We start from the raw sequence: 16,624 nt of genomic DNA, 5'->3' as shown, positions 1-16,624 counted from the left end.
CTGGACTTTCTTTAAAAGGTTTTAGATATGATGTTGTTCAGATGTATCTGCCTGCTCTTCCTTCGGCTGTGGAAGAATCAGGTTTAAGATGACACCGACTATTGCTGCAAGCGCCATTCCCGACACTTGGAATCCCCCTTGAGACACTTGGATAAATGCGCCTCCTACACCGATCACAAGGATAACTGATGTAATAATGAGGTTTCTGTTGTTTTCATAATCAATTTTGTTGTCAATCAGCATTCTCAGACCGCTCGAAGCGATGATTCCGAACAGCAGGAAGGAGACGCCTCCCATGACCGCTGACGGCACTGAACTGATCAGCGCTGAGATTTTGCCAATAAAGCCGAAGCAAAGGGCAATCACTGCCGCCCCGCCGATGACAAAGACGCTGAATACTCTTGTGATGGCCAGCACGCCAATGTTTTCCCCGTAAGTCGTTGTCGGCGGACCGCCGATCAGGGAAGCAAGGATTGTCGCCACGCTGTCCCCCATAATGGAGCGATGAAGCCCCGGCTTCTTAATGAAATCTTGTCCGACAACTTTGCTCAGCACCATTTGGTGGCCGATATGCTCTGACATTGTCACAAACGCGACGGGAACCATTGCCGCTGCGATGCCGAGTGTTACTGACGGTGAATAGTCTTTGAACGGGATGATAAATTCAGGCACTGCAAACCATTTCGCGTCAACCACCGGCTGGAAGTTGACAATCCCTTGAGTAAGGGCAAACAAGTATCCGCCGATAATTCCGATCAAAACAGGGATCAGGCTTAAAAATCCTCGTAAGAAAATGGCGCAAATAATCGTGATGGCCAGCGTAACTCCTGCGACACTGAAGTGCTTTAAGCTGTAGACTAATTCACTTGCGTTTGGATCAGCGTACATCGCCATGTTTACTGCAGTACTTGCCAGACCCAGCCCGATGACGATAATAACAGGGCCTACGACTACAGGCGGGAGAATCTTCATCAGCCATCCTGTTCCAAGCTGCCTGATCAATAAGGCAATCAGCCCGTACACTAACCCTGCAAGAAACGCCCCAACCATTGCCGCTCCCGGCCCGCCGGTCGCTTTTACCAGTATGATTGGAGAAATAAAGGCGAAGGATGAACCGAGATACGCCGGAATTTGCCCTTTCGTTATAAGAAGGTAAGCAAGTGTCCCGATGCCGCTTGTCACCAATGCCACAGCAGGACTCATTCCGACCAGCTTCGGAACCAAAATCGTTGAGCCAAACATGGCAAACAAATGCTGCAGGCTGAATGAAACCCAAGAGAAAGGTGTCGGGACATCCCTGACTCCTAAATTTACTTTTTTCTTACTCATGATGAATTTCCCCCTGATTGTTGACTTTCATTTTAGGATGACTCAATGACTGTATAAAAAAACCTCTTTGCTATTTTTACGCAAAGAGGCATACAAAGACCTGCCGAATACTTTCGGGACTTTGTTGTGCACCTCTTTGCAACCTCTCTGGATTGCCTTTAAAAAGGTGATCTATTATTCATTTTCATAAATGGCGACGAGATCGTTTTGATCTACCTCATCAAGCTGAACCATCACCTTTTCAGCTTTTGATGTCGGGATGTTTTTCCCGATATAATCCGCTCGGATCGGCAGCTCCCGGTGTCCTCTGTCAACAAGCACAGCCAGCTGAATGGAGGAAGGTCTGCCTACATCAACAAGCGCATCCATACCTGCTCTGACCGTTCTTCCGGTGTACAGGACATCGTCAACGAGAATGACTTTTTGATCTGTGATGTCTACCGGAATATCTGCACCTTTCACAAGCGGTTCTTCGTTGCTCGTTTTTTTGGAAAGATCGTCTCTGTAAAGAGTAATATCAATTTCACCAACTGTTACAGGATTCCCTTCAATCTGTTCGATTCGTTCTGCAAGGCGTTTTGCCAAGTAAATCCCTCTTGTCTTGATGCCGACAAGGATGCAGTTATTCATCCCTTTATTGCGTTCGATCATTTCATGAGCAATCCTGGTCAGTGCCCGTCTGATTGCCTGTTCGTCGAGAATGACAGCTTTTTGATTCAATGTGTGACACCTCACAGTTTATATAGAAGAAAAAACCCCTCCTGCCAGAGCATAGAGGGGTTTTAGGACAAGGTGCGCGCATATACACGCATCCCGTCTATCCGTTATCCTTCTCAGCCTCTCTGGACTGTTTTAAAGAATCTATTCAGCTTCGTTTATTATTTCAGAAAAGAAACAGTCTGTCAACCGTTTTTTCTGAGGTTTTCGATTAATTCTGCTATATCCTCCGGGAGCGGCGCTTCAAATTCGACATATTCACCGGTACGAGGATGATCAAAACCTAAAATTCCGGCGTGAAGGGCCTGGCCGTTAAAATCGATCGTTTTTCTCGGACCGTATTTTGGATCGCCTGCTAATGGAAATCCGATATATTTCATATGAACACGAATTTGATGCGTTCTCCCTGTTTCAAGCTGGCATTCCACCAACGTAAAATCCTGAAAACGCTCAAGCACATGAAAATGAGTGACGGCGTTTTTGCCATCACGCGTCACAGTCATGCTTTGACGGTCTTTCTTGTCTCGTCCGATCGGTGCATCAATTGTGCCGTCATCGTGAGAAATAAGCCCGTGGACAACTGCCGTATATTTCCGCGTGACCGTTTTGTTGACCAATTGGTTCACGAGAGACTCATGCGCCATATCATTTTTCGCTACCATTAATAAGCCGGACGTGTCCTTATCGATTCTGTGAACGATCCCCGGACGCATCACGCCATTTATTCCGGAAAGGTCCGTGCAATGAGCCATAAGGCCGTTTACAAGCGTACCCGTAAGATGCCCAGGGGCTGGGTGCACAACCATTCCGCGAGGTTTATTGACGACCAGCACATCCTGGTCTTCATAATAAATATCCAGATCCATAGGTTCTGCCAGCACGTCGAGCGCTTCCGGCTCAGGTACGGTGACGGTCACCTGATCACCTGGCTGAATTTTATAATTCGATTTTACAGGGCTTCCGTTCACGACAACTTGTCCGTCTTTCACCCATTGCTGCACCTGGGTTCTCGACCAATCATTTTCAGTCGATGCCAGAAATTTATCAATCCGCTCACTTTTTTGTTCTTCTGAAGCGGTTATATCAATTTGATTCATGCTATTGCTCCTTTTTCTTTTTCCCGCTGTCCAACAGCATTTGTATAAATAAAAGCATTACGCCGACACATAGTGACGAGTCCGCGATGTTAAAAATCGGGTAATTATAATCCACAATAATAACATGGATAAAATCCACAACTTCCTGTCTGACAGCCCGGTCGATGAAGTTGCCGATGGCACCGCCAAGCATAAGTCCGAGGGCCACGCCAAGAAGCCTTTGTCCTTTTGTATAACGCTGTATGTAATAAACAATGCCAATAATAACCGCGGTTGTAATGAGGTAGAAAAACCACATCTGACCGGCTAATATCCCCCATGCAGCACCCGTATTGCGATGGGAGGTGATATAGAATACCTGATCAATGATCGGAATGCTTTGTCCAAGCTCCATGTTTTTAACAACAAGCCATTTTGTCAATTGATCGGCTGCAATAATAAGTAGTGCAATCACATAATACAGCACAAACGTTCCTCCAGTTTACGGTTACTTTAATCCATTATGCATTTTATCAATAAAAAGCACTGGAGTAAAGAAATATCAGGCATATAAACTGGCCAGACACTGTTATTCATACAGTGCCTGACCATATTCGATATCGGTTGATTTCCACAGCGGAAGCGTTTTTTTTTCGAATTGGACAGAATAAAGAAAATCGTTTGCTGTTCGGGCAGTCGGCAACACCGCCAGTTTTGAAAGAGGAATGGGAGCCCCGGTTTCTTCGCAGTATCCGAATGTGCCGTTTTCGATTTTGGACAATGCGAGGAGAACGTCTTGTAGCTCTTCTTTAATGTGATAGATCAGAGTTGCTTTTTGTTTATGATTGATTGCTGCTTGCGGGCTTGTTGAAACCTGAAAGCAAGAATACTCAAATAATCTCGACTGTAATTCTTCTTTCATCAGAAGAAGTTCCGTATAAATTGCGGTCAGTTGATCATTCATTCATCACAACTCCTGCTCTTAACGTAGTACCTATAGTGTTGCCTGTGAATGATGATCTAAAGCCCATAAGATTTTTCCTGCCGTTCTAAACGATGTCACTCTTGGCACAAAAAAAGCCCGGCTTTAACGCCGGACTATTTTTCATTATTTTTGATAGTATTTTTCAACGATTTCTGCGTTTCGCAGTGAAAGTGTAGGGTATTTCGGATTCGCGCCTACATCTTTTGAGATCACACGGGATCTCTCACACATTTCGCCTTCCGCTTTCTCGACAGCAATTTTACCTGTCGTGAAGCTTTGCGCATCGTTCGGCGCTTCATTTTCTTCGCTGATGGTTAGTTCAGAAACAATAAACAGTTGAGAAAGATTTTCTTTAATGGAAGCCAAGAGCTCTTGGTTTTCTTTGTTTGGATACAATTTCAGGTTCGCTTCCAATGATTTACCGATAATTTTTTCATTCCGCGCAGTTTCTAATGCTTTTAGTACATCATCACGAATAGCCATAAAGCGGTCAAATTTATCTTCTGTCGCTTCGCTGTTTGGAACCGCAATTGTTTCCGGCATGTCTGCCAGCTGAACGCTTTGCTCTTCGACAAATGTTAAATGAGACCATAATTCGTCAGCCGTATGAGGAAGAATCGGCGCTGAAAGCTTTACTAATGCAAGAAGCGTTTCATAGAATACTGTCTGCATGCTGCGTCTATCCGGATGATCCGCATGCTCGATGTACACAATATCTTTTGCGAAATCAAGATAGAATGAGCTCAATTCGATTGTGCAGAAATTATGGATGCTGTGATACACAACCGCAAATTCGTACTCATCATACGCTTTTTTCACTTTATCAATCAGTTTGTTCAGCTTAATCAGCATATACTGATCCACTTCGCGAAGATCTTCGACAGCCACCGCATTCGTTTTTGGATCAAAATCGAATAGGTTGCCGTGAAGGAAACGGAACGTATTGCGGATTTTACGGTATACTTCAGCAACCTGCTTCAGAATTGCGTCAGACACACGAACGTCCGCCTGATAATCAACTGAAGACACCCATAATCTCAAGATGTCGGCACCGAGCTGTTTCATGACTTTAGCTGGAACAACGACGTTACCGATTGATTTACTCATCTTGCGTCCTTCTCCATCCAGTGCAAATCCATGGCTGAGCACACCTTTATATGGCGCTTTTCCTGTTACGGCTACTGCTGTAGAAAGAGATGAGTTAAACCAGCCGCGGTATTGGTCTGATCCTTCTAGATATAAATCAGCCGGGCGAACGAGGTCTTCACGTTCTTCAAGCACCGCTTGATGGGAAGAGCCTGAATCAAACCAAACATCCATGATGTCCTGTTCTTTTGTAAATGTGCCGTTAGGGCTGCCAGGATGCGTAAAGCCTTCCGGAAGAAGATCCTTCGCTTCTTTTTCAAACCAAATGTTTGAGCCGTGCTGTCTGAACAATTCAGAAACATGTTCAATGGTTTCATCTGTAATAACCGGTTCTCCGTTTTCGGCATAAAATACCGGAATCGGAACACCCCACGCACGCTGTCTGGAAATACACCAGTCTCCGCGGTCACGCACCATGTTGTGCAAACGCTGCTCGCCCCATTCAGGAACCCATTTGGTTTCTTTAATGGCATCCAGCAGGTCTGATCTGAAATCTTTAATAGACGCAAACCATTGCGCTGTCGCTCTGAAAATGGTTGGTTTCTTTGTTCTCCAATCGTGCGGATAAGAGTGAGTAATGAATTCAAGCTTCACAAGCGCGCCTTTTTCATCAAGCTGCTGTGTGATCGCTTTGTTCGCATCATCATAGAACATGCCCTCAAAGCCAGGAGCTTCACTTGTCATTACACCTTTTTCATCAACTGGGCAAAGCACATCTAAACCGTATTTTTGACCGATGATAAAGTCATCTTCTCCGTGTCCGGGCGCTGTATGAACACAGCCTGTTCCGGCATCAGTTGTTACGTGCTCGCCTAGCATAACGAGTGAGTCTCTGCCATAGAGCGGGTGTTCAGCGATAATGTTCTCAAGGTCTTTCCCTTTAATCGTTCTTGTCACTTCATATTGATCAAATCCGCATGCAGATGCAACATTTTCAACTAAAGCACTTGCTACGACAAAGCGGTCTTCACCAACTGCAACCACGCTGTACTCAAGATCAGGGTGCACTGAAATTCCGAGGTTCGCCGGAATTGTCCAAGGCGTTGTTGTCCAAATGATGATTCGCTCACCGTTTTCAAGAACGCCTTTTCCGTCTTTCACACCGAAAGCAACGTAAATAGATGCTGAACGTTTATCTTGATATTCGATCTCAGCTTCAGCCAAAGCAGACTCACTTGAAGGTGACCAGTTAACCGGTTTAAGGCCTTTATAAATGTAGCCTCGTTTTGCCATCTCACCAAATACGCGGATTTGTTGCGCTTCGTATTCCGGTTTTAATGTCACATACGGGTTTTCCCAGTCACCGCGGACACCAAGGCGTTTGAACTGCTCACGCTGCCCCTCGATTTGCTTCCAAGCGTACTCTTCACACAGCTTGCGGAATTCCGCTACTGACATTTCTTTGCGGTTGACTTTTTTGTTTTTTGTAAGAGCTGTTTCAATCGGCAATCCATGTGTATCCCAGCCTGGTACATACGGCGCGTTGTAACCGCTCATTGATTTGTAACGGACAATGAAATCCTTCAAGATCTTGTTAAGCGCGTGGCCCATATGGATGTCGCCGTTTGCATACGGAGGTCCGTCATGTAAAACAAATTTCGGGCGGTCTTTCGTCCGTTCCTGCACAAGACGGTAGATATCCTGTTCCTCCCATTTCTTTTGAATGTCAGGCTCACGGTTTGGCAAATTTCCTCGCATCGGGAAATCTGTTTTCGGCATTAAGAGCGTGTCTTTAAAATCCATTTTCATTCCTCCACTGCATTTTTTCAGAAAATAAAAAAAGCCCTCTCATCCCATAAGGGACGAGAAAGCTTATCTCGCGGTACCACCCTTTTAGAAAAAGCCAGCATACGCTTTTTCCTCTCGAGCATCGTAACGTGATGAACGTCCTAACCTACTGTGAGTTCAGAAAGGAAACTTAAGGGCTGATCTACATGATTCCGGCCATCCCGGGCTCTCACCATCTCCGGGTCGCTATGAAGGCCTGAAGGAAACATGACTGTCCCTTTCAACCGTCTTTTCATCTGAATTTATGAACGTATTATATTCGACAAGCTAAGATAATGTCAAGATAATCAGAGAATTTATTCCTTTTCTTCAAATACCGCGTCGACTTCATACTCAAGCAGATGATCCCAATCGTCATTTTTCAGAAGATCGAGCTGTGCTTCAATCAGCATTTGGAAACGTGTTCTGAAAACTTTAGACTGTTTTTTCAGCTCTTCAATTTCCATTGCAATTTTTCTTGATTTTGATAAAGATTCGTTGATAATGCGATCAGCGTTTTTCTCCGCTTCCCGAACGATCAGCTTTGCTTCTTTTTGAGAATTGCGTTTTACGTCTTCAGCCGCTTCTTGAGCAACTAAAATCGATTTATTCAGCGTTTCTTCAATATTGGCAAAGTGTCCGATTCTTTCATCAAGTTCATTGACTTTCGCTTCAAGCTCAGTTTTCTTACGGAGAACAATTTCATAATCTTTTCTGACTTGCGCTAGGAATTCATTTACTTCATCTTCATCATATCCGCGAAAGCTTTTTGTAAACGTCTTGTTGTGAATATCATTTGGCGTTAATGGCATGATGCCACCTCCATTTTTACATTTCAGTACGGTTATCTAGTTCACATTATAAAACAAATTTCGCACAGATGGAGAAAAAAACTGAAAAACCGACTATTTTTGTCGTTCAAACGTAACTCTCCATTTGTCTTTTTTGGTTTTTCCTTCGATTTTTGTTAAGCTGCATCGTCCAAAACCTCTGATAGAGAGCATGTCCCCTTCTGCTACCATATATGAAGGATCTTCAACTACCTTCCAGTTCACTTTCACGAGTCCGTTTTTCACGAGCGTCTGTGATTTCTGGCGGGATTGCCTGCTCATAGAGGCGCAGACGGCGTCAAGCCTTAAAGAAGAAACCGTGTCATCTCTTATTTCGACATCTATTGCCGGAATGTTAAGGTCTGACAAGTCAATTTTCTCTAGGCTGACCGCAGCTTTGCCTGCTTGGGTCAGCTGTGCAGCCACAAAATCAGCGGTATCGGCTGAGACAATCAATTGCACTGATGTCTCAGAAAACACGATGTCACCAAACTTTTGCCGCCTTAAGCCTATACCCATTAATGCACCTAGGAGAGAACGGTGGTCTACTGTGACAAACTTTTCAGCATAACGGACGTTAAACGCCTGCAGTTCAAAATCTGATTTTTCCGGAGTGATGTATTCTGGATAGAGGATCGCCCGTTTTCGCTCCGCTCTGTCATAGCCGCCGGAAAAAGCAAGCCCAACATCTGCCTGTCCGGTAACAGCAGAGAGGATGACCTGCTCTCGGGGATCTAAAAAGTCAGTCAGTTTCATCCGGTACTGCTCCTGGACAATACTTTTCCATTCGAGCGCCTGATCAATAAAGGCCCGCTCGTCTTTTCTGAAGTGCTGATAGATATCGCTCATCGTCTTTCCCTTCTATGTAAAGAGGCTTGGCAGCTGCCAAGCCCCTATCAAACTGTCACTTTAAAACGCAATCATGCGATAAAGCCCCCACAAGCCGGTTGTCGCAAACCGAAGCACAAGTATAGCTACGATCGGTGAAATATCCAGCATTGCGATCGGAGGGATGATTTTTCTGAATGGTTCGAGATATGGTTCACAAATCGAAGCTAAAAAACGCCCGACTGCCGTTTCCCTCGTACTCGGCACCCATGACATAAAAATATATATGATCAGGGCAAATGAGTATATTGTAATTAATAAGCTTAAAACCGAAAAAACTTGATAAAGGATCATCTCGCTTTACCACCTCTGATGTTCGTCTTCAGATATGAGCTCAGAAATTGTGCCTGATACATCTACGTTGTCAGGCGTGCAGAGGAAAATATCCGAGCCGATTCTTTGAATATCGCCGCCGATGGCATAAACGGTTCCGCTTAAAAAGTCAACAATCCGCTTAGCCTGGTCATGCTGTATCCGCTGAAGATTGACGACGACTGCCCGCCGGTTTTTCAAATGGTCGGCTATTTCCTGGGCCTCCGCATAAACGCGCGGCTCACTCAACACCACTTTAGAGGATTTCTGAACACTTTGCAAGCTTACTACATTCTGTTTGCCCGCAGGTTTGTTTGCGGCATAAGCCGGCTTTTCTTTTTGCTCATGCTCTTCTTGAGACTCCCGCTCTGTCTCAATATATTCATATTCGTATTCTTCCTCATCCATCGAGAAAAAGTTTTTCAGTTTATTTTTCATACTCATTGCTGTACACCCCCTGTTTCATTTCCGACTAACGATGAGCCGATTCTAATATAAGTAGCCCCTTCTTCAATTGCAATTTCAAAATCATTTGACATGCCCATCGACAGTTCAGTACACGGAGCGTTTGGCTGTTTCAGCTCCTGAACCTGGTCACGGAGTTCTCTCAGCGCCCGGAAACAGCTTCTGATCTGATCTTGATCATCAGTCAGCGGAGCCATTGTCATCAGTCCGGCCACAACGATGTGTTCGAAACCGGAAAGCTCCTGTATGAAGGGAATGACTTCTTCTTTTTTCAAGCCGTGTTTAGAAGGCTCAAGAGAGGTATTGACCTGCACAAAGCATTTGACAGTGCCTTCAGCCCGTTTTTCAATTTCTTTCGCTAATGAGAGCCGGTCTAAGGAATGGATATAGGAAACCGCATTGACGACAGCTTTTGCTTTTCTTGATTGAAGACTGCCGATAAAATGCCATTCAGGATCCCCTTTCATCATTTCCTGTTTGCGGAGCAGTTCCGCGTCCCGATTCTCTCCGAGGCAGGTGATGCCCGCATCCACTGCCTCCTGTGCTCTTTCAGGCGATACATATTTTGTGACAGCAATAACCGTAACTTCATCGGAGCTGCGGCCCGATCTGTTACATGCTTCGTTTATTCGTTCGTTTATATGTCGTAAATTATCAACAACACGCAAGATCTTTTATGCCTCCTTCATTCCGATAAAGGACATCATCCGTCCAGTTTTCCCCTGATCGCGGCGGTGAGAATAGAAAAGCGACTGCTCACTTTCCGTGCATAAACCGCTGACAGAAATCTGTTCATTTGCCAAACCGCTGTCGATCAGTATGAGGCGGTTCAGCTCTTTCAGATCAAGCTGATATTGTCCCTTTCCCGTCTGATTTACGGCACGTTCTGCTGAAACCGGCAATACGCGGACAGCATCCATGACACGATCGTCTACCGTATAGCATGCTCCGCTGATAGACGGTCCGATAACAGCATAAATATCTGAGAGCTTTGAACCTTCCTGCTCGGTCCATTGCTTCACCATTTCTCTGCCAATCTGTTTGACAGTGCCTTTCCACCCGGCATGGGCGACCCCGACAAGCGATTTAACCGGATCATAAAAGAAAAGAGGCACACAATCAGCAAAGCATAATGCCAAAACCACATTCTTTTCATTTGTGTAGAGCCCGTCCGTTGCTTTTAAAGCCGTGTGATACTCACGGGCGCCTTTTCCCCTATCCCTCTGCGTCACTTTCTGAACGCGATTATCATGTGTCTGATCAGCAAATACCCAAGACTGCAAATCAATATTAAACATATCGGCAATATATTCACGATTTTTAACTACATCTGCATCTTTGTCATGAACGTGCAATCCTGTATTTAACGATTCAAAAGGCTTTTGGCTGACACCGCCGTTTTTCGTAGTAAATCCGGCAATGACTTCTCTGTTGTTTTGATTCGTTTGTGTCCAGTCTTGTATCATGAGTGTCGAGGGTGTGGTAAGACTGAATGGGTGATATGTATTCATGATGATCCAACCTTTCGACAAACATTTAAAAAAGCGGAATTTCCCACTTATTTTACCACATCTTTCTGCATTCGTTGAGCGCCGATTTGCATATTTCTAAATGAAATGTGCCGGAAGAATCGAGACTTCCGGCATTTGCCAATCCGCGGCAGACAAAGCAGGTTATGCATGCGGTTCACTTAATCGGACCAAGATCACGTCTTCCCCGATTTTTACTATATTTCGCCATGGAATGACCAATTCCTCTTCTTTTCCAAAAAAACCGAGAACCTTCCCATTTCCTCCCAGTATGATCGCTTGAATTTTTCCAGTGGTCACATTGATATCTATATCACCAATGCTCCCCAGCTTTTTTCCGTTTGAGACATTGACGACATCCTTCACCTGAAATTCAGAAATGCTGATCATCCCATCACGTCCTTTTTCCGTCCTTTTTTCCAGTATATGAACGGGCGGGCTGAACCTTGTCAGCAAGAAGAAATTTTCATGATCACTGTTCTTTTTTACGGCTGCACCAGCTGATGATAAAATCGAGCATGATTTTTGTATAATCTACCAGCTGCTCAATCGATACCTCCTCGTTTACGGAGTGTGCATTGTGCAGATCGCCAGGACCGTATATCACGCATGGAATGCCGGCATTATACAGCCATCCCCCGTCTGTAACGGATTGAGAAACGTCCATAACCGGGCGCTCCCGTTTCACTTTCTCATGAGACACAGTAAGCGCTGAGACGCCTGGGTGGCCAGGATCAACTTCCAGTGCCGGAAAAATTTCTCCTCTGTCTTCAATCATAGATGAGCCTCCCCACTTAAAAACAGGGCGGTTTTCCCTAAGCCAAATATCACTGTCACTCAGCCGATTGATGTAATCTTCTATTTCCGCTGCCACTTGGTCATGGGTTTCATTCGGGTAAAAATGGACTGTGATCCACAGCCGGCACTCGTCCGCTATAAAAGCCGCATGTCTGCCTCCTTCAATGACAGCCGGGTTAATCGTATTTGTGCCTGGTTTAAAGCCGGGATAACTTTTCATAATGGACCAGTGGCGCTCAAGTTCACCGAGCCCCGCAATGATTTTTGCCATTTTTTCAATTGCGCTTGCCCCGAATGTTCCTCCGCCTGCATGAATCATATTCCGCCTCGTCCCATCATGAAACGTTTGACTGCTTTTGATTTCGATCCAGCCTGTAATGACACCGCCTTGGCCTTGAATATGCATATCGCTCGTATCTGCGACAACTGCAAAATCAGCGCGATAGCCCCTCTTACAGCACTCAAGCGTACCGGCTTCTCCAACTTCCTCCCCGATAACCGATTGCAGAATCAAATCACCTGGAAGTTCAATGCCGGCTTCACGAATCAATTTGACCGCAAACAGCACACACGCCATTCCGCCTTTCATATCAGAAGCACCCCGTCCGATTAAGAAACCGTTTTTTTCAATTGGATGAAACGGAGCATGCTCCCAATCCTCATCCTCTTTTACCTCTGCCACATCTACATGACCATTGATGATCAAGCTATGATAGTCTGCTGCATCTGTTCCCTTTAGCAGGCCTACAACATTGGGATCTCCCGGGTACACGTCCCATTTGTCGATCGAGAATCCCATTTCATTTAAAAACCGAGCAATCCATGACTGAATGCCGTCTGTATTTCTTGCAGGCGGAGCAGGTGTTTGATAAGAAATCAGCGTTTTTGCCAGCTGAATAAGCTCCTTCTTTTGATCTTCCACCTTTTTTAACAGAGAGTCTATTTGTTGATTCAATGTGATCAGCTCCTATTCTTAAAAATCAAAAAGCCGTTTCAAATGTTATGAAACGGCTTAGTAAAAACAAACAGAGTCCTATGTACTCCGCTATTTCACCGCTTCCCTCCGCTGGCATGATCCAGATCAGGTCAAAAGGGTTGAGACAATGTCTCTCTCAGCTTCGCAAAGCACCCCTAGGATGAATCTATATGTGTTTGTCAGGCATTCGTTATCGGCTCGGCTCTTGTTAAAAACGGCCGATCCTGATTCCATAATACATGGATTGGCGTATCAAAAAAAGCGGAAAGTATGTGATCAGTGAGCATTTCCTTTATTTCTCCTGATCTAAAGACCTCTCCCTGTTTTAACAAAAGGGCTTTGTCAAAGACCGGTAAAATTTCTTCCGCATGATGTGTCACATAAAGGATCGATGGCGCTTTTTCTTTGTTTGCAATATATGTAATCGTGTCTAACAGCTTTTCCCGGGCAATAAAATCCAGCCCTGTGACCGGTTCGTCCAATATCAGCAGCTCCGGATCGGCCATTAGCGCTCTTGCAATCAAGGCTCTTTGTTTTTCTCCTTGAGAAAGGGTTTCATAGCGTCGGTCGGCATATTCTATTGCACCCAAATCCTCTAACAAACCAATCGCTTTTTCCCTGATTTCCGCACTTGGCGTTTCATATAATCCTATCGAAGCGTAAGCTCCGCTCAACGCAATCTCAAAGGCTGAATCTGCCGGATACAATTTTTGCTGAAGACCCGCTGAGACGAGGCCAATTTTCCGTCTGAGCTTCTCCCCAAGCTCGGTTTTACCAAATTCATGGCCAAGCACCTGCATCTCGCCTGATGTTGGAAAGTAATATGAGCAAAGCATATTTAACAGCGCTGTCTTTCCGGCACCATTTAATCCGTAAAGCACCCAATTTTCCTTTTCCTCCACCTTCCAATGAATATCCCTCAGTATCCATTTTCCATTTCGTTTTAGTGAGACATTGTCAAGCTGCAAAATCATCGTGGTCCTCCTCTAAACTTCTATTATAATTGTTTTAATTTTCATAAAACTTTGTACGGACTAGAATACCTTATTTTTTCCAAGACGTAAACAACCCATAATCAATAGAAAAGCCTTTAAAACAAAAATTGTTTTAAAGGCTTTTCATGTCATTATTGATGAATATTCTTATTCATTTGTTTGATAGCCGCTTTTTCAAGCCTGGACACCTGCGCTTGGGAAATCCCGATTTCCTCGGCTACTTCCATTTGTGTTTTCCCTTGGAAGAAGCGCTTTCTCAAAATCATTTTTTCCCTATCATTCAGCCTTCTCATGCCCTCTTTTAAAGCCAGCTCTTCAATCCATTGTGAATCTGTATTGCGCTCATCACTGATTTGGTCCATCACATAGATCGGGTCTCCGCCGTCGTTATAGATCGGTTCAAATAGAGAAACCGGATCCTGGATGGCATCAAGCGCAAATACGATTTCCTCATGCGGTACCTCAAGAACTTTTGCGATGTCTTCTGCAGTCGGCTCCTTGCTTGTCTCACTGATTAACCGCTCTCTTACCTGAAGCGCCTTGTAAGCGATGTCCCGAAGCGATCTTGAAACACGGATCGGGTTATTATCGCGTAAATACCTGCGGATCTCTCCGATAATCATAGGTACAGCGTATGTTGAAAACTTAACATTGTGGCTTAGGTCAAAATTATCAATGGATTTCATTAGTCCGATGCAGCCGACCTGAAATAAGTCATCAACATACTCCCCTCTGTTATTAAATCTTTGAATGACACTTAAGACAAGACGCAAGTTCCCGTTTACAAGCTTTTCTCTGGCTGAATCATCGCCTTCATCCTGCAGCTGCCTAAACAGCTTTCTCATCTCTTCATTCTTGAGTACTGGTAATTTGGAGGTATCCACCCCGCAGATTTCGACTTTATTCCTAGACACTTTTTTCCCTCCCTACAGGAGCTGCTGTACATCGTTAAGTATCTCCTTGGGTGGGAAAAATATGCACTGCACTCAGACCGAAAAACAGTCGAAATCAGGAAATCCCTGTAAAATCAAGGGGTTATAACCATAAAAAATTTTACACCATTTTGTTGAACTCTTTTCTCAATCTTTTTATAATTCTTTTCTCAAGCCGCGAAATATAGGACTGTGAAATCCCCATCATATCCGCTACATCCTTTTGGGTTTTTTCTTCTTCACCGACAAGCCCAAACCGCAGCTCCATGATTTGTTTTTCTCTCTCATTGAGCTGTTCAAGCGCTTTTTTTAAGAGCTTTTTATCTACGTTGGCTTCTATATCTTTTGTGATGATGTCATCGTCAGTGCCGAGTACGTCAGAAAGCAAAAGCTCATTGCCATCCCAATCAATATTAAGCGGCTCATCAAAGGAAACCTCTGAACGAATTTTATTGTTTCTTCTTAAATACATCAGGATTTCATTTTCTATACACCGTGAGGCATAGGTCGCCAGCTTGATTTTCTTTTCTGGATTGAATGTATTCACAGCTTTAATTAATCCGATGGTGCCGATGCTGATTAAATCCTCTATATTAATTCCTGTATTTTCAAATTTCCGTGCGATATAGACGACCAGACGTAGATTGCGTTCAATCAAAATGGCGCGAGCCGCCTGATCACCGTTTGGGAGCTTCATTAACAGAACCTGCTCCTCATCTTTAGATAATGGCGGCGGCAGGGCTTCACTCCCGCCTATGTAATAGACTTCATCACTTTTCAATCCAAGTTTCATCAGCAGCTTATACCAGAGGTGCGTCAGTCGCAATTTCAGTTTTTTCATCTTCCTCTCCCTTCTAAATGTCACGTCGTTTGAGTATGATAAGTAACGGACATTTGCGAACATTATGAAACGTGTTTGATGGCCTTGCCCGAAAGCATTTTCGGATGAATAATCGCGTCAAACTCTCCATCTGCCGATAGCTTTGTTGTGCTGATGCCGATTAAGCATTTATCCGCAGAAACCATTTCTTCTTTTGTCATTATCGTTACGTGATCCGGTTTAATGCATAATAAAAATTGATTTTGCTGCCCTACCCCCCTGTATGGAATCAGCCTCATTTTATCTAAAAAACGAAATGAATCATCGAGCTGTTCAATCGCTTCCAATGGGTCTGTGTTTCGAATGATCATCGTTTCAGCCGCTCCGAAAATCGGCTCCAGTTTATCAATGTAAATAATCATAACCGGCGTTTTTGTAAGAGGATCGTACAGCTGATTACCGGAATCAATCAACCCTCTGACATGAAGCGTTTGACCGCCCAAATCCGCCTGTACGCTGACTCGTTCCTCATATTGAATGTTTTTTGTTTCAATGTCGTCAATTCTTCTCTTAGAAAAAAACCATAACGCTGGAAAGCCAGCAACAATAAACAACCAGCTGATTGGGTCTCCAAACCCGGTTTGATTGGTGATCATGACACCGTTTCGAACAACAGAATGTGACTGCAGCAAAGAATGAGCTCCGATAATTCCTCCCCCCATTAAAAAAGTGGCAAAATAAAAGGAAAACAAATTTTGAAAGAAATAACGAAATCTTTTAAATCCAAATGTCACCATCACAATCACAACTGAAAAAGCCAGCTTCCCGGCCGGATGTTCAACGATCGGCGAAAAAGGAGTAAACATCAAAAGGACAATACTTGAACCGATGAACGCTCCGCCTATCAGTCTTCTTTTTTTCACATGACGTTTTAAAATAAATGCCGTGAGCAAAAGTAAAAGTGCATCAAAACAAAAGTTTAACAGCCAAATGACATCTAAATAGATTTTCACATCTGACTCCTTTCTTTCTTGCATCACGCTGTTCCCCTTCTTGTTT

18 protein-coding genes, 1 riboswitch and 1 other annotated feature are annotated in these 16,624 nt (G+C 44.2%); all 18 genes read right to left on the bottom strand.

What is annotated here, in order from left to right; genetic code table 11:
* Nucleotides 1–21: 21 nt before the first annotated feature.
* A complete protein-coding gene (gene pyrP, locus LWH95_RS04370) occupies nt 22–1,329 on the bottom strand; it encodes a uracil permease PyrP (RefSeq protein ID WP_232919042.1) in 1,308 nt (435 codons plus the stop codon).
* A 174-nt stretch (nt 1,330–1,503) separates the two neighbouring features.
* Nucleotides 1,504–2,049, bottom strand: coding sequence for a bifunctional pyrimidine operon transcriptional regulator/uracil phosphoribosyltransferase (pyrR, locus tag LWH95_RS04365; RefSeq protein WP_003221477.1), 546 nt, complete (start codon nt 2,047–2,049; stop codon nt 1,504–1,506).
* Between the two features lie 182 nt (nt 2,050–2,231).
* A complete protein-coding gene (locus LWH95_RS04360) occupies nt 2,232–3,143 on the bottom strand; it encodes an RluA family pseudouridine synthase (RefSeq protein WP_232919041.1) in 912 nt (303 codons plus the stop codon).
* A 1-nt stretch (nt 3,144) separates the two neighbouring features.
* Complete coding sequence (gene lspA / locus LWH95_RS04355; protein ID WP_003238660.1) at nt 3,145–3,609, bottom strand: signal peptidase II; 465 nt, start codon at nt 3,607–3,609, stop codon at nt 3,145–3,147.
* 102 nt (nt 3,610–3,711) lie between these two features.
* Nucleotides 3,712–4,086, bottom strand: coding sequence for a sporulation-related RNA polymerase-binding protein YlyA (gene ylyA / locus LWH95_RS04350; RefSeq protein ID WP_003238661.1), 375 nt, complete (start codon nt 4,084–4,086; stop codon nt 3,712–3,714).
* 144 nt (nt 4,087–4,230) lie between these two features.
* Nucleotides 4,231–6,996, bottom strand: coding sequence for an isoleucine--tRNA ligase (gene ileS / locus LWH95_RS04345; RefSeq protein ID WP_232919040.1), 2,766 nt, complete (start codon nt 6,994–6,996; stop codon nt 4,231–4,233).
* Nucleotides 6,997–7,048: 52 nt separating this feature from the next.
* Nucleotides 7,049–7,275: a binding site (T-box leader), on the bottom strand.
* 62 nt (nt 7,276–7,337) lie between these two features.
* Nucleotides 7,338–7,832 (bottom strand): septum site-determining protein DivIVA, encoded by a 495-nt coding sequence (gene divIVA, locus LWH95_RS04340; protein WP_003221468.1) that lies wholly within the window; start codon nt 7,830–7,832, stop codon nt 7,338–7,340.
* Nucleotides 7,833–7,925: 93 nt separating this feature from the next.
* On the bottom strand, nt 7,926–8,699 hold the full coding sequence (locus LWH95_RS04335) for a YlmH family RNA-binding protein (RefSeq protein WP_232919039.1): 774 nt from the start codon (nt 8,697–8,699) through the stop codon (nt 7,926–7,928).
* 60 nt (nt 8,700–8,759) lie between these two features.
* The gene (locus LWH95_RS04330) at nt 8,760–9,032 is read right to left on the bottom strand and encodes a YggT family protein (RefSeq protein ID WP_003221463.1); all 273 of its coding nucleotides are present in this window, start codon (nt 9,030–9,032) and stop codon (nt 8,760–8,762) included.
* Between the two features lie 6 nt (nt 9,033–9,038).
* Nucleotides 9,039–9,494: a cell division protein SepF gene (gene sepF / locus LWH95_RS04325; protein WP_019258347.1), complete on the bottom strand. Its 456-nt coding sequence runs from the start codon at nt 9,492–9,494 to the stop codon at nt 9,039–9,041.
* A complete protein-coding gene (locus LWH95_RS04320) occupies nt 9,491–10,183 on the bottom strand; it encodes a YggS family pyridoxal phosphate-dependent enzyme (RefSeq protein ID WP_232919038.1) in 693 nt (230 codons plus the stop codon). Before LWH95_RS04320 ends, sepF begins: the two co-directional genes overlap by 4 nt.
* A gap of 6 nt (nt 10,184–10,189) precedes the next feature.
* Entirely contained in the window at nt 10,190–11,026 is an 837-nt protein-coding gene (gene pgeF / locus LWH95_RS04315) for a peptidoglycan editing factor PgeF (RefSeq protein ID WP_232919037.1), read from the bottom strand.
* A gap of 162 nt (nt 11,027–11,188) precedes the next feature.
* Nucleotides 11,189–11,434, bottom strand: coding sequence for a YlmC/YmxH family sporulation protein (locus LWH95_RS04310; RefSeq protein ID WP_003232153.1), 246 nt, complete (start codon nt 11,432–11,434; stop codon nt 11,189–11,191).
* Nucleotides 11,435–11,516: 82 nt separating this feature from the next.
* Nucleotides 11,517–12,797 (bottom strand): acetylornithine deacetylase, encoded by a 1,281-nt coding sequence (locus LWH95_RS04305; protein WP_232919036.1) that lies wholly within the window; start codon nt 12,795–12,797, stop codon nt 11,517–11,519.
* Nucleotides 12,798–12,883: 86 nt separating this feature from the next.
* Nucleotides 12,884–12,985: riboswitch (TPP riboswitch) on the bottom strand.
* A 12-nt stretch (nt 12,986–12,997) separates the two neighbouring features.
* Nucleotides 12,998–13,792 carry an ABC transporter ATP-binding protein gene (locus tag LWH95_RS04300; protein WP_133487524.1) on the bottom strand — a complete coding sequence of 265 codons (795 nt, stop codon included), beginning with the start codon at nt 13,790–13,792 and terminating at the stop codon, nt 12,998–13,000.
* A gap of 152 nt (nt 13,793–13,944) precedes the next feature.
* Nucleotides 13,945–14,727 carry an RNA polymerase sporulation sigma factor SigG gene (sigG, locus tag LWH95_RS04295; protein WP_009967190.1) on the bottom strand — a complete coding sequence of 261 codons (783 nt, stop codon included), beginning with the start codon at nt 14,725–14,727 and terminating at the stop codon, nt 13,945–13,947.
* A 139-nt stretch (nt 14,728–14,866) separates the two neighbouring features.
* Nucleotides 14,867–15,586, bottom strand: coding sequence for an RNA polymerase sporulation sigma factor SigE (gene sigE / locus LWH95_RS04290; protein WP_003221446.1), 720 nt, complete (start codon nt 15,584–15,586; stop codon nt 14,867–14,869).
* A 62-nt stretch (nt 15,587–15,648) separates the two neighbouring features.
* Nucleotides 15,649–16,578: a sigma-E processing peptidase SpoIIGA gene (gene spoIIGA, locus LWH95_RS04285; protein ID WP_032732082.1), complete on the bottom strand. Its 930-nt coding sequence runs from the start codon at nt 16,576–16,578 to the stop codon at nt 15,649–15,651.
* Nucleotides 16,579–16,624: the final 46 nt, after the last annotated feature.

It is taken from the genome of Bacillus sp. G16 (assembly GCF_021282335.1).
Lineage (GTDB): Bacteria > Bacillota > Bacilli > Bacillales > Bacillaceae > Bacillus > Bacillus inaquosorum.
Note: the sequence above shows the minus strand (reverse complement) of the source record. Positions and strands in the feature narration are given on the sequence as shown.

Bases quoted from the DNA above. Each gene is read 5' to 3' on its own strand.
- pyrP (WP_232919042.1), bottom strand. From the start codon at position 1,329: ATGAGTAAGAAAAAAGTAAATTTAGGAGTCAGGGATGTCCCGACACCT.
- LWH95_RS04360 (WP_232919041.1), bottom strand. From the start codon at position 3,143: ATGAATCAAATTGATATAACCGCTTCAGAAGAACAAAAAAGTGAGCGG.
- ylyA (WP_003238661.1), bottom strand. From the start codon at position 4,086: ATGAATGATCAACTGACCGCAATTTATACGGAACTTCTTCTGATGAAA.
- ileS (WP_232919040.1), bottom strand. From the start codon at position 6,996: ATGGATTTTAAAGACACGCTCTTAATGCCGAAAACAGATTTCCCGATG.
- divIVA (WP_003221468.1), bottom strand. From the start codon at position 7,832: ATGCCATTAACGCCAAATGATATTCACAACAAGACGTTTACAAAAAGC.
- LWH95_RS04335 (WP_232919039.1), bottom strand. From the start codon at position 8,699: ATGAGCGATATCTATCAGCACTTCAGAAAAGACGAGCGGGCCTTTATT.
- LWH95_RS04330 (WP_003221463.1), bottom strand. From the start codon at position 9,032: ATGATCCTTTATCAAGTTTTTTCGGTTTTAAGCTTATTAATTACAATA.
- sepF (WP_019258347.1), bottom strand. From the start codon at position 9,494: ATGAGTATGAAAAATAAACTGAAAAACTTTTTCTCGATGGATGAGGAA.
- pgeF (WP_232919037.1), bottom strand. From the start codon at position 11,026: ATGAATACATATCACCCATTCAGTCTTACCACACCCTCGACACTCATG.
- LWH95_RS04310 (WP_003232153.1), bottom strand. From the start codon at position 11,434: ATGATCAGCATTTCTGAATTTCAGGTGAAGGATGTCGTCAATGTCTCA.
- LWH95_RS04300 (WP_133487524.1), bottom strand. From the start codon at position 13,792: ATGATTTTGCAGCTTGACAATGTCTCACTAAAACGAAATGGAAAATGG.
- sigE (WP_003221446.1), bottom strand. From the start codon at position 15,586: ATGAAAAAACTGAAATTGCGACTGACGCACCTCTGGTATAAGCTGCTG.